We start from the raw sequence: 11,909 nt of genomic DNA on the forward strand, positions 1-11,909 counted from the left end.
CGAGGTCGCTTGAGTTGGAAGTTGACGGGAACTTCCAAGCGGCTCTTGGAAGCTGCCCGCCAACATCCAACCGTCCCCTACGATCCACGCGTGACAACGCGTCCTCGACGGGCACCGGCGATCCTGATCGCCTCGCTCGTCCTCCTGCTGGCGGTCGGATTCGTGCTCGCCACGCAGGTCTCCGGCTTCCTCGGGATCAGCGCCGAGCCGGTCGCGGCAGCGCCCGAGACGGCGAGCGTCGCGGCGGCACGGACGGCGACCGCACCCACTGTCGGCCGTGTGCGGCTGGCCGAGGACGAGGCGAGCCCCCGGGTCCGACTCGCGGCCGCGGCGTTCCAGAAGGCGGTCGACGACTCCGGAGCCCGAGCCGGCGGCACGCTGACCGTGACGACCGGGACCGGCCTCGGCGAAGGCGATGGGGCCGAGGCGTACCGAACGACGAGCGACGGCACCGACATCCACCTGGAGGCGGCCGACGCGGCGGGGGCCGCGGCCGGGCTCTACCAGCTGGCCGACCGCGTGCGCACGGCCCGTCCGCTCCTCACCCCCGGCGAGGACGGCAAGGTGCAGCAGCCGGACCTCCCGCTGCGTCTCGTCGACAAGGGCGCGGCCGGCGTTCCCGGGACGGCCGCCGACTGGCGTACGGGCGAGGAGTACTCGCACAACAGCGGCCAGTTCGCCGACGCGATCCTCTCGGACGCGCCGTTCGTCGACACCGCGGCGCTCGCCGAGGACGCCGAGGAGTTCCGGACGTACGTCGATCATCAGCTCGCCCGGGGCTACAACGGCATCGTCATGCCCGGATTCCTCGAGTACGTCACCTTCGACCGCTTCGGGGACGGCGACGAGATCTATCCGACCACCGAGGATCCGCACGTCGCCCGAGCGCTCGCGATGCGCGAGCACTTCGGCTCGATGTGGCGGTACGCCCACGATGCCGGGATGAGGGTCTACCTCGGCACCGACATGCTCGCCCTGTCCACGCCGCTCCAGCGCTACCTCGACGAGCACGATCTCGACGCCGAGGACCCGGAGCTCTGGAGGATCTACGCCGCCGGGCTCGAGGAGCTCCTCGCCGAGATGCCGTACGTCGACGGGTTGATGATCCGCATCGGCGAGGGCGGCCGGATCTACCAGCTGCCCGGCTGGGACTACTGGTCGGAGATCGCGGTCACGACGCCGACGGCGGTCAAGGCGATGCTCGACGTGTTCACGACCGTCGCCGAGCGCCAGGATCGAGAGATCATCTTCCGCACCTGGAGCGTCGGCGTCGGTGCGGTCGGCGACCTGCACACCAACCCCGTCTCGTACGAGAAGGTGCTCGGTGACGTGCACAGCGATGCGCTGATCGTCTCGACGAAGCACGTCGCCGGCGACTTCTACTCCTTCCTCCCGCTCAACCCGACCCTCGAGGTCGGCGGCCATCGGCGCCTCGTCGAGATGCAGAGCCGGCGCGAGTTCGAGGGGTTCGGGGCGCTCCCGAACGACCTCACCGCCGCCTACTCGGCGGCCCTGACCCACCTGGTCGACGCCAACCCGAACATCGAGGGAGTGTGGTCCTGGAGCCAGGACGGCGGCCCGATCCACGCCGGCCCGCGGACGCTCTACCTCCGGGAGGGCTTCTGGCAGCTGTGGGACCTGAACTCGTACGCAGCGTCGCGGCTCGCCTGGGACACCTCGGCCGAGCCGGGCGAGATCACCGCGGACTGGGCGCGCGAGGCGTTCAGCTCGGACCCGGCCACGGTGCGGGCGATCGGGGAGGCGATGGCGCTCTCGCGCGAAGCGGTGCTCGACGGGCTCTACATCGCACCGTTCGCCGAGAACCAGGTGCGCGCGCTCGGGCTCGAGATCCCGCCCCAGACCTGGCTGTTCGAGTGGGACATCGTCACCGGAGACACGGCCGTCCTCAGCAGCATCTACGCGATCAGCGAGGACCGCCTGGACGAGGCGGCCGAGGGCGGCCGGGACGCGATCGAGACGGCCGAGTCGATGCGGCAGATCGTCGCCGGGACCGACCCCTCGACCTGGCGCGATCCGGCGCTGCGTACGGACCTCCTGGCCGCGATCGACTACGAGATCAACCTGTTCCGGGTCCTCAGCGACTACCGCGCGATGACGATGTATCACGCCGAATGGCTCGACACGGGATCATCCCGGGCACGCGATCGATGGCAGTCCGCGCGGGCAGCGTTCGAGAGGTCGCGTGCCTCGCACGTGGCGACCTACGGCGACGACCAGGCCCACCCCGCCTTCCAGTTCACCGCCGCCGACATCGGTGCGAGGCGGGCCGACCGGGATCCGGCGATGGCCTGGATCGCTCGTGGGCTGCTGGTGCTCGCCATGGCCGGGCTGATCCTGGTCAGGCCGTTGCGGACCGCGCTGACGCGACCGTGGCGGCTGGGCCGTCTCCTGCGGGAGAGACCGGTACGGCGGTGGGAACGGGTGGTTGTGCTGGTCCTGCCTGTGCTGGTGCTGGTGCTCGGCCGGTTGACCCTGACGTGGTTCGCGGCACCCTCGCACGTGGCTCTGACCGTGGGCGCCTGGGTGTTGTTCGCGCTGACGCTACGACTCCTGATCGGCCGCCGCGACCCCTTCGCGCTCTGGACGGTTCTCGGCGCGGTCGTGCTGGTCCGGTCGGTGATCCTGATGGCGGCACTCGCCAACCGCGGACCAGGGCGCTACTGGTTCCTCTTCTGGACCGAGCCGGGCCCTCGGACGTTCTACATCACCGTCGCGTTCGCCGGTTTCGGGCTGTTGTTCGTCGCCACGGCTCTGGCCCTGCGGAGCGCCTACGGGTTCACCCGTCGCGCAGCCGTGGGACGGGTCCTGATCGCAGCCGGGGTCCCGGTCGTCCTCGGCGGCGCGGGTGTCGCGATGATCGGCACCGAACGCGCCCTGACCGTCTGGAACGACCAGATGGCGCTCATCCCCTGGGGACTCTCGCGCATCCTGGGCATCACCGTGCACCTCGGTATCCCGACGAGCCTGCCGTGGTTCGCGGTCGCTTGCGGAGCCGCCGCCGCGCTGGTCGGGGTCACCTCGAGCGTACGGCTTCGCCGCTAGTCTGGCTCCGTGCAGTTCGGCCAGTATCCCGCTCCACGCCACACGATCGCTCACCTCTCCGACACCCATCTCTACGCCGGTGACGAGCGGCGCATCTACGGCAAGGTGGACCCCGCGCCCGGGTTCGAGCGGGCTTTGGCGCGGCTGCGCGGGATGCCCACCCCGCCGCAGGCGATCGTCTTCACCGGCGACCTCGCCGACCTGGGCGAGCGTGGCGCCTACGTGCGTCTTCGCGAGCAGGTGGAGCCGGTCGCGGCCGAGTTCGGCGCGGAGATCGTCTGGGTGATGGGCAACCACGACGAACGCGAGGTCTACTCCGAGGTGCTCTTCGGCGAGGCCTCCGACGCCCCGCAGGACCGCGTCCACGAGGTCGCGGGCCTGCGGATCATCGCCCTGGACACCACCGTGCCCGGCTGGCACCACGGCGACATCGACGACTCGCAGCTCGAGTGGCTGGCCGAGGTACTGAAGGAGCCGGCGCCTCACGGCACGCTGCTGACGATGCACCATCCACCGGTGCCGCTCCCCCTCAACGACGCCAGCGTGATCATCGAGCTCGACGGCCACGACCGGCTCGCTCCGGTGCTGGCGGGCAGCGACGTACGCTCCATCTTGGCCGGTCACCTGCACTACTCGACCAACACCACCTTCGCCGGCATCCCGGTCTCGGTCGCCTCCGCGAGCTGCTTCGCCGCCGCCCCCGCGACCGCCGACCGGTTCTCCTCAGCCGTCGCCGGCCACCAGGCGATCTCGCTGGTCCACCTCTACGACGAAGGCGTCGGTGGCGTGCCCGGTGCCCCGGTCGTGCACACCACCGTGCCCACCAGCGAGTCCCCCGAGGTCGCCGGCTTCCCCTTCTCGGTCGTCGAGAAGCTGGCCGCGATGACCGTCGCCGAGCGCCGCGACCTCTTCTCCCGCAAGGGCAAGGCCGCTCGCGCCCTGCGGCGTCAGCTTCGAGACTGACCAAGGACGGCCTCGATCTCCGACTCGAGGCTGATGTGGGCGTACGTCCGGGCCCGGAACGATGGCTGTGACACGTCGACGACGACAGGAGCAGCCATGTCTCGGACCCTCGTCCGCACGGGCACCGCAGCGATCGCCGCGGTGCTCCTTCCCCTGACGGCCGTGCCGGCCGCGTACGCCCAGCCTGATCCCGATCCTGATCGCGGGCCTGCGGCCTTCGCGCCGGACCCGACCGCGCTGACCCGGGAGGCGACTGCGATCGCCGACCGGGCGGCGGCCAAGCAGCGCGGGTTGAAGGCCCGGTCGGCGACTCCGGCTGCAGCCGCGCTCGACCGAGCCGTCGACGCGCTCATCGCCGACGGCGCCCTCGGCGTCACCGCCCGGGTCGAGGCTCCGGGACTGACGTGGACGGGGGCAGGCGGCGTACGCGAGGCGGGCACCGAGCGCAACGTCCGGGCCTTCGACAGGTTCCACGTCGCCAGCAACACCAAGACGATGATCGCGACCCTGGTCATGCAGGAGGTCGAGCGCGGCACGTGGAGTCTGGACACCCCGGCGGAGGACGTACTGCCCGGGATCTTTCCTGCCGGGGTCACGATCGAGCACCTGCTCAGCCACCGCTCCGGGGCCCCGCGCGGCCCAGAGGAGTTGCTGCAGAATCGCGTCGAAGACCCCAACTCGTTGGAGCAGCTCATCGACGCCGTCGGTCAGCACTACTCCGAGGCCGAGCACCTGGCCGCGATGCGCTCGGTCCCCTGGCTCTTCGAGCCCGGCACCGACTTCTCCTACTCCAACTACGGCTACGTCGCCCTCGGCGTCATGCTCGAGAAGGAGACCGGCCAAGATCTCGACGACCTGCTCCGCCGGCGCATCTTCTGGTCGGCCGGCATGCTCCGCACCGACTACCCGAAGACCTCGCACAACCGCGGACCGTTCCTCGAGGGTGCGGCCAAGATCGACCAGACCGGATGGCGGTCCCTGACCGACCTGGACCCGAGCGTCTTCCACGCCTCCGGCGCCGCGACCAGCACCACCCGTGACCTGGCCTCGCTCAACGAGGCACTGCTCACCGGTGAGCTGGTCTCACCGGCCTCGGTCGACGCCATGCTCCCGCCTCGCACCGGCAGCGCCGACCCCGATTACGGACTGGGCATCTATCGCGTCACCGACCCCTGCTCGGAGGGTGAATACCTCTACGGCCACGACGGCGCCCACTTCGGCACCCAGTCGATCAACTGGAGCTCACGCAACGGCGAGCGTCAGGTCACTCTCGCCTGGACCGGCCGCGACTACACCGGTGCCACCGAGCCGCCCTACGACCTCGGCCTTCTGCTGGAGCCGATGCTGCTCGCGACCTGCTGAGTCCTTCGAACCCTGGGAGCGCCAGGCGTACGTGGTGCGCCTGGCGCTCCCAGGGTGTCGCGCCCGGCACGGTCAGGGTCGCAGGATGCGACGCTCGATCGCCGTGGCGACGGCACCGGCTCGGGTGTCGACGCCGAGCTTGGTGTAGATGTGGGAGAGGTGCGACTTGACCGTCGCCTCGCTGACCAGGAGCTCGCGAGCCATCTCCTTGTTGCCCAGCCCTCGGGCGAGCAGCCGCAGGATCTCGACCTCGCGCGGGCTCACCTTCGGCGCCGGCGAGGCGGCCCGCTGCAGCAGCCGGGTCGCGACCGAGGGGGCCAGCACCGTCTCGCCTCGCGCGGTGCCGCGGATGGCGCGGAACAGCTCGTCGGGCGGCGCGTCCTTCAACAGGTAGCCCGCCGCACCGGCGTCGACCGCCTCGAGGACGTCGGCCTCGGTGTCGTAGGTCGTCAGCACCAGCACGTGCGGCGGCTCCGGCAGGTCGCGGACTAGCCGGGTGGTCTCCGCGCCGCCCGGCCCGTCGCCGAGGCTGAGGTCCATCAGCACCACGTCCGGCTTGGTCTCGCCGACCACAGCGACGGCCTGGGCCGAGTCGGCGGCCTCGCCGACCACGTCCAGGTCGTCCTGGGCGTCCACCAGGGCGCGTACGCCTGCCCGGACGACCGGATGGTCGTCCACCAGCACCACCCGGATGCGTTGCTCAGCCACGACGTTCCTCCCCCTGAGATGCTGCCTGTCCGGCCGCGAACGAGGCCGCGACCACCGTGCCCTCGCCCGGGGCGCTCTCGATGACCAAGTCTCCACCCAGCAGGCGGGCGCGAGCCCGCATTCCGGCCAGGCCGTGTCCGCGCAGCCCGTCCGTCTCCCGGAGCGCGGCCGGGTCGAACCCGGCTCCGTCGTCGCGTACGTCCAGGGCGACCCCGCCCTCGTGGAAGGTGAGCGAGACGACCGCCGTGGTCGCGCCGGCGTGCTCGGCGACGTTGGCGAGCGCACCCCGCAGGGTGCGTACGACGGCGGTAGCCACCCTGCCACCGACCTCGTGCGGGTCGCCGTGCACGTGGACCGGGATGCTGAGCCCGGTGGTGGCGGCGACGTCGTCGGCGACCTGGCGTACGGCGGTGGCCAGCGCCGATCCGCCGGTCAGCTCGGTGGGCGCGAGGTCGCGGACGACACGTCGCGCCTCGTCGAGCGAGGAGCGGGCCATGGTGGCCGCCTGGTCGACGTGGTCGCGGGCGTCGGCCGGGCGTGACTCCCACTCCTGGTCGGCCGCCTGGAGCAGCAGGTTGATGCTGGTCAGGCCCTGGGCGACGCTGTCGTGGATCTCCCGGCTCAGCCGCGCCCGCTCGGCCACGACACCAGCGCGGCGCTCGGCGTCGGCGACCTCGTCCTGGGCCGCCTCGAGCTCGTTGAGGAGCTGGCGACGAGTCGCCGCGTCGCGCTCGAGGGCGCGGTAGGCGGTCACCGCGAGCACGGCGACGCAGACCGGGCCGAGAAGGACGGTCGGGTCGGCCAGGCCGGTCATCCGGCTCCACGCGACCGCGACGACCGCGACGAGGAACACCGTGACGGCCACGGCCCAGCGGAACGGCAGCACCCGCAGGGCCAGGAAGACCAGCGGCACCGCCGCCCACGAGAACGACGGCGCGATCAGCGCCAGCACCGTCCAGCAGGCGATCACCGCGGCCAGCCAGACGACTGCGGCGGTGCCGGCGAGGCGGCGGCCCGCGGCGTACGCGATCAGGAGGACGGCGGCGCCGGGCAGGACCACCTCGGCCTGGTCGCCGAAGCCGTGTCCCTGCAGATAGCGGGCGACCGAGGCGATGACGAGCACCACCAGCGAGATGTGGAGCCAGCGGTCGAGCAGCGTCTGGCCGGCCAGGATCCCACCGGTGCGCGGGCTGAGCCCCGAGGTTGGCACGGTTTCGGTCGACATGGTCGTTCCAGGCTAGGCCGGTCGCGCGGCTCCGGCATCATCCGATCGGCTATCCGGGGTGTCGCCGAACGGCTATCCAGACGTCGCCGGTCACCCGATGTCTCGACCCCTCCCCGACGGCGATGGTTGATGCATCAGCTCGACCAACAGCACCGAACACCGGAGGAGCACCACCATGCGTACGTCCCGAATCGCCGCCCTCGCTGGCCTGGCCGGCATCGCCGCCTCGGCCACCCTGTCCTTCACCGCCCTCGGCACGGGCACCGCGGCCAACGCCGCCGAGGGCGACGGCCGCCCGGCGAGCTACCTGCTCGAGGGCGACCCGTCCGCCCAGGGCGGCTCGAAGTTCGAAGGCATCGGCGTCGACCCGGAGTCCGGGAGGTTCTACGTCAGCGAGGTCACCGGCGGCGAGATCCAGCGCGGCTCGGCCGACCGCGCCCAGGCCGAGGAGTGGCTGGCCGGTGACGGCACCGACGGCCGCTACACCGCTCGCGGCATCACCGTCGACGACGAGGGCCGCATCTACATCGCCGGTGGCCCGAACGGCACCGGCAACGACCGCCCCGACCTCTGGGTCTACAGCCCCGAGGGCGAGCTGCTCGCCGCCCTCCGCGTCCCCGACAACGACGCGTTCCTCAACGATGTCGCGATCGGACCGGACGGCGCGGCGTACTTCACCAACTCCAACGACCCGACGATCATCCGGGTCGCCGAGGGTGCCGACGGCTGGGAGGCGACCGAGTGGGCCGACGGCAGCTCGCTGATCACCCGGCAGGAGGGCTTCAACCTCGGCGGCATCGTGCTCAGCCAGGACCGCTCCGCCTTCGTGGTCGCGCAGGGCACCACCGGGCAGCTGTGGCGCTTCTCCGTCGCGACCGGCGAGGTCAGCGAGATCGACACCGACGGCGCGAACCTGCGCAACGCCGACGGCCTGATCGCGCAGGGCCGCGACCTCGCCGTGGTCCGCAACTTCGACAAGCAGCTCGTGCACCTCGAGCTGAACCCGTCGGCGACCTCCGCCGAGCTCATCTCGTCGCGCGCCACTGGCCCGGACCGCGTCTTCACGACCGGCAAGCTGCTCGACGGCAGGCTGCTGCTGGTCGACAGCCACTTCGACGAGCAGACCGCGCAGGGGCCGTACGAGATCGTCACCGCCAAGATGCCGCGATGACCGGTCCGCGCCTGCGGCGGTCGGCGGCAGCCTCCGTCACGGCGTCCGCGGTGCTGGCCCTGCTTCTGGCAGGCTGCGCCTCGGCGCCGGAGGAGGCCGCCGAGCCGGCCTCCCCCACCCCGTCCGCGTCCGCCGCGACCTCCGCGCCGGCGCGTAAGACCCTGGAGCCCGAGGAGCGACAGCGCATGAACGAGGAGCTGATAAAGGCCGCCTGGGACAACGACGTGGCCCGTGCCCGTCAGCTGGTCCAGGCCGGGGCCGACGTCAACTACGAGGACGAGACCCAGCAGAGCGCCTACCTCATCGCCGCGAGCGAGGGCTACGTGGACCTGCTCGACCTGACTCTCCGCAACGGCGCCGAGATCAACGCCAAGGACTCCTACAACGGGACCGCGCTGATCCGGGCCGCCGAGCGAGGCCACGCCGACATCGTCGGGCGTCTGGTGCAGGCCGGGATCGACCTCGATCACGTCAACAACCTGGGCTGGACCGCGCTGCACGAGGCGGTCGTCCTGGGTGACGACGGCCCGGACGCGGCTGACACCGTACGGGTGCTCGTCGCGGCCGGCGTGGACATCTCGATCGAGGCGGGCCGGGACGGGAAGACCGCCCTGGAGCACGCCGAGGAGCGTGGATTCGACGCGATCGTGTCGACGCTGCGTACTGCTTCTGCCGATGTCGCCGACGGCGACCAGCAGCTCTTGCGGGCGGCGGCGTCGGGCGACACCGACTCGGCCGCGGCCGCCCTCCGTGGCGGTGCCGATCTGGAGACCAGGGACGGCAACCGGCGTACGCCTCTCCTGCTCGCGGTCACCGACGACCACCTCGAGACGGCCCGTCTGCTCGTGCACCTGGGTGCCGACCCGGACGCCCTCGACGGCCAGCACGACACCCCCTGGCTGGTCACCGGCGTCACCGGGAGCGTCCCGATGGCCGAGCTGCTGCTCAGCGTCGATCCGGACCTGACCGTACGCAACCGCTACGGCGGCCTCTCGATCATCCCGGCCAGCGAGCGCGGCCACGCGAACTACGTCGAACGCGTCGCGAAGACCGCGATCGACCTCGACCACGTCAACGACCTCGGCTGGACCGCCCTCCTCGAGGCCGTGATCCTCGGCGAGGGGTCCGACCGCTGGCAGCGGGTCGTCCGCAGCCTGCTCGAGAACGGCGCCGACCCGAGCATCGCCGACCGCGACGGCGTGACGCCTCTCCAGCATGCCCGCAACCGCGGCTTCACCGAGATCGCTCGGATCATCGAGCAGCAGGGCGGCTAATCCGCCGCTCCCCGAGCTCGAGGCCCTGACCGGTTCCCCCGCCGGTCGGGGCCTCGTTCGTCCCGTTCGTCTCAGGTGACACGAAAGACCGGCCAGCCGATCTCGGTGCGCCACGCAGCGGGATCGCTTGTGTCACGAGGGCCGACGACGTAGACCTCCCGCACCGGCCCGGCCACCGACATCGCGTTCTCCACCACCCAGGTCCCGAGCTCGCCGTACGCGACCTCGATGCCGTCGTGCTCGCCGACGTGGGTGGTGACGGCCAGCTCCGCGGCCGGAAGCGTCGCGGGGTGCACGCGTCCGGTGCGAGGGGGCGCGGCGGTAGGCAGGTAGACGAGCACGTGCCCGCGCTCCTGCTCGAACAGTGCGTTGTCGTAGGCACCGCCCGGCGGTCCGGTCACGTCGGCACCGACAGCCGCCTCCAGTTCAGCCATCGCGCCTGCGAACCAGGCCTCGACCTCGCGATGCTCGACGACGGCCTCCACCGCCGCGACCGTCCGGGCGGGCTCCGCGCGCAGCTCGACGTCGATCGGCGCGGGGTCGGGCCGGAGCAGGCGGCGCAGCGACACGACCGCGGCCCGCGTGCGGTCGAGCTCGTCCTCGAGGCGTTGCAGGTGGTCCGCGATCAGGGCCGCCCGGACACCCGGATCGGGGGTCCGCAGGATCCGCTGCACATCGCCCAGGGGGACGTCGAGCTCGCGGAGTCGGTGGATGACCTGCGCGGTCGGGATCTGGTCGACGCCGTAGTAGCGGTAACCGGTGGTCTCGTCCACCACGGCGGGCTCCAGCAGAGCCGCCTCGTGATAGCGGCGCAGGGTCCGCACGCTCAGGTGGGTCAACCGCGAGAACTCCCCGATGGTCAGCACCCCCTCATTGTGAACGCTCTCCCTGGGGGAGAGTCCACCGCTTGACCCTCCCATGCCGAGAGCCCAGATGGTGGGCTCATGACACAGCACACCGATCTTCCGTCCGACCTGCTCCCGACCATCGTGCGCGAGTTCCTCGCCGCCCACGTCGCCCGCGACGCCGACACCGCCTCGTCCTACTTCGTCGAGGATGCGGTGGTCGTCGACCAGGACGAGACCTTCCGCGGCCGGGAGGACGTCCACGCGTTCCTGCGGGACGCCGGGTCCGAGTTCGAGTACACGACCGACCAGGTCGGCGCTCGCCGCGTCGATGACACCCACTGGGTGGTCACCGTGCGGCTGGAGGGCACCTTCGCGGGAGGCGTCGCCGAGCTCGACTACCGGTTCGCGCTGCGGGATGGCCTCGTCGCCGAACTCGTCATCGCCAACCACCCAGCCTGACCGCACCCACACCACCTCGATCTTCAACAAGGAGAGAAATGTCCATCTCAGATCGCGACCGTCTCGATGGTCGCCGGGCCTTGGTCACGGGCGGCTCGAAAGGCTCGGGCAAGGCCGTCGTGGAGAGACTGCGAGAGATGGGTGCCGACGTGTACGTGACGGCGCGCACCATGCCCGACGGGTACGAGCACCCTGACCGGTTCATCGAAGCAGACATCCTGACGGCAGCAGGCACCGACGCCGTGGCCGCTCGCATCGCAGAGGCCGGCGCACTCGACATCCTGGTGCACGTCGCCGGAGGGGCGTCGACGCCGTCGGGTGGATTCGCGGTCATCACCGACGACCAGTGGCTCACCGAGCTGAACCTCAACTTCCTGGGAGCAGTACGGCTGGATCGGGCCCTTCTCCCGGCGATGATCGAGTCCGGGTCGGGCGTGGTCCTGCACGTCACCTCGATCCAGCGTGAGCTGCCCCTGTACGACGCGTCCTTGGCCTACGCAGCAGCGAAGGCCGCGCTGCGCACGTACAGCAAGGGACTTGCCAACGAGCTCGCACCACGCGGCGTACGGGTCAACGCGATCAGCCCCGGCGGAATCGAGACCGAAGCCTACGAACGGTTCGTGGACCGGATCGCCAAGGGCAACGGGCTCACCCGTGAAGCCGCCAAGCAGACGATCTACGACTCCCTCGGGGGAGTACCCCTGGGACGGTTCGCGAGCACCGAGGAGATCGCGGACCTGGTCGGATTCCTCGTCTCGGACCGCGCCTCGGCGATCGTCGGCGCCGAGTACGTGATCGACGGCGGCACCGTCCCGACCGTCTGAGCGCTCGCGATC

Annotated in this window: 10 protein-coding genes; 7 read left to right on the forward strand and 3 right to left on the reverse strand. The window is 71.2% G+C overall.

From position 1 onward, the window contains the following. Positions 1-90: 90 nt before the first annotated feature. The 3 genes from ACW14X_RS11840 to ACW14X_RS11850 all read left to right on the forward strand — a co-directional run bounded on the left by ACW14X_RS11840 (position 91) and on the right by ACW14X_RS11850 (position 5,388). Complete coding sequence (locus ACW14X_RS11840; protein ID WP_457165714.1) at positions 91-3,063, forward strand: hypothetical protein; 2,973 nt, start codon at positions 91-93, stop codon at positions 3,061-3,063. A 9-nt stretch (positions 3,064-3,072) separates the two neighbouring features. Continuing rightward, positions 3,073-4,026 carry a metallophosphoesterase gene (locus ACW14X_RS11845; RefSeq protein ID WP_160025620.1) on the forward strand — a complete coding sequence of 318 codons (954 nt, stop codon included), beginning with the start codon at positions 3,073-3,075 and terminating at the stop codon, positions 4,024-4,026. Positions 4,027-4,122: 96 nt separating this feature from the next. Further along, positions 4,123-5,388: a serine hydrolase domain-containing protein gene (locus ACW14X_RS11850; RefSeq protein WP_457165715.1), complete on the forward strand. Its 1,266-nt coding sequence runs from the start codon at positions 4,123-4,125 to the stop codon at positions 5,386-5,388. Between the two features lie 72 nt (positions 5,389-5,460). Here the strand turns inward: ACW14X_RS11850 and ACW14X_RS11855 are convergent, their stop codons facing one another. Then, complete coding sequence (locus tag ACW14X_RS11855; RefSeq protein WP_457165716.1) at positions 5,461-6,096, reverse strand: response regulator; 636 nt, start codon at positions 6,094-6,096, stop codon at positions 5,461-5,463. Beyond that, positions 6,089-7,321, reverse strand: a complete 1,233-nt coding sequence (locus tag ACW14X_RS11860) for a sensor histidine kinase (RefSeq protein WP_457165717.1) — start codon at positions 7,319-7,321, stop codon at positions 6,089-6,091. The genes ACW14X_RS11855 and ACW14X_RS11860 overlap by 8 nt, the downstream gene beginning before the upstream one ends. 175 nt (positions 7,322-7,496) lie before the next feature. Between ACW14X_RS11860 and ACW14X_RS11865 the strand changes: the two genes are divergently transcribed. Both ACW14X_RS11865 and ACW14X_RS11870 read left to right on the forward strand, forming a co-directional pair. Then, on the forward strand, positions 7,497-8,492 hold the full coding sequence (locus tag ACW14X_RS11865; protein ID WP_457165718.1) for an SMP-30/gluconolactonase/LRE family protein: 996 nt from the start codon (positions 7,497-7,499) through the stop codon (positions 8,490-8,492). After that, entirely contained in the window at positions 8,489-9,766 is a 1,278-nt protein-coding gene (locus ACW14X_RS11870) for an ankyrin repeat domain-containing protein (RefSeq protein WP_457165719.1), read from the forward strand. The genes ACW14X_RS11865 and ACW14X_RS11870 overlap by 4 nt, the downstream gene beginning before the upstream one ends. A gap of 71 nt (positions 9,767-9,837) precedes the next feature. Here ACW14X_RS11870 and ACW14X_RS11875 read toward each other — a convergent pair whose 3' ends face one another. Continuing rightward, the gene (locus ACW14X_RS11875; RefSeq protein WP_457165720.1) at positions 9,838-10,632 is read right to left on the reverse strand and encodes a MerR family transcriptional regulator; all 795 of its coding nucleotides are present in this window, start codon (positions 10,630-10,632) and stop codon (positions 9,838-9,840) included. A gap of 78 nt (positions 10,633-10,710) precedes the next feature. On the opposite strand from ACW14X_RS11875, the gene ACW14X_RS11880 reads away from it, so the two are divergent. Continuing rightward, positions 10,711-11,073 carry a nuclear transport factor 2 family protein gene (locus ACW14X_RS11880; RefSeq protein ID WP_457165721.1) on the forward strand — a complete coding sequence of 121 codons (363 nt, stop codon included), beginning with the start codon at positions 10,711-10,713 and terminating at the stop codon, positions 11,071-11,073. Between the two features lie 38 nt (positions 11,074-11,111). Further along, positions 11,112-11,897 carry an SDR family oxidoreductase gene (locus ACW14X_RS11885; protein WP_457165722.1) on the forward strand — a complete coding sequence of 262 codons (786 nt, stop codon included), beginning with the start codon at positions 11,112-11,114 and terminating at the stop codon, positions 11,895-11,897. Positions 11,898-11,909 lie beyond the last annotated feature (12 nt).

The organism is Nocardioides sp. YJ-D4, from assembly GCF_054031495.1.

What these genes read in the sequence shown, in the direction of transcription:
- ACW14X_RS11850 (WP_457165715.1), top strand. Translation starts at nt 4,123, where the DNA reads ATGTCTCGGACCCTCGTCCGCACGGGCACCGCAGCGATCGCCGCGGTG.
- ACW14X_RS11860 (WP_457165717.1), bottom strand. Translation starts at nt 7,321, where the DNA reads ATGTCGACCGAAACCGTGCCAACCTCGGGGCTCAGCCCGCGCACCGGT.
- ACW14X_RS11865 (WP_457165718.1), top strand. Translation starts at nt 7,497, where the DNA reads ATGCGTACGTCCCGAATCGCCGCCCTCGCTGGCCTGGCCGGCATCGCC.
- ACW14X_RS11870 (WP_457165719.1), top strand. Translation starts at nt 8,489, where the DNA reads ATGACCGGTCCGCGCCTGCGGCGGTCGGCGGCAGCCTCCGTCACGGCG.
- ACW14X_RS11880 (WP_457165721.1), top strand. Translation starts at nt 10,711, where the DNA reads ATGACACAGCACACCGATCTTCCGTCCGACCTGCTCCCGACCATCGTG.
- ACW14X_RS11885 (WP_457165722.1), top strand. Translation starts at nt 11,112, where the DNA reads ATGTCCATCTCAGATCGCGACCGTCTCGATGGTCGCCGGGCCTTGGTC.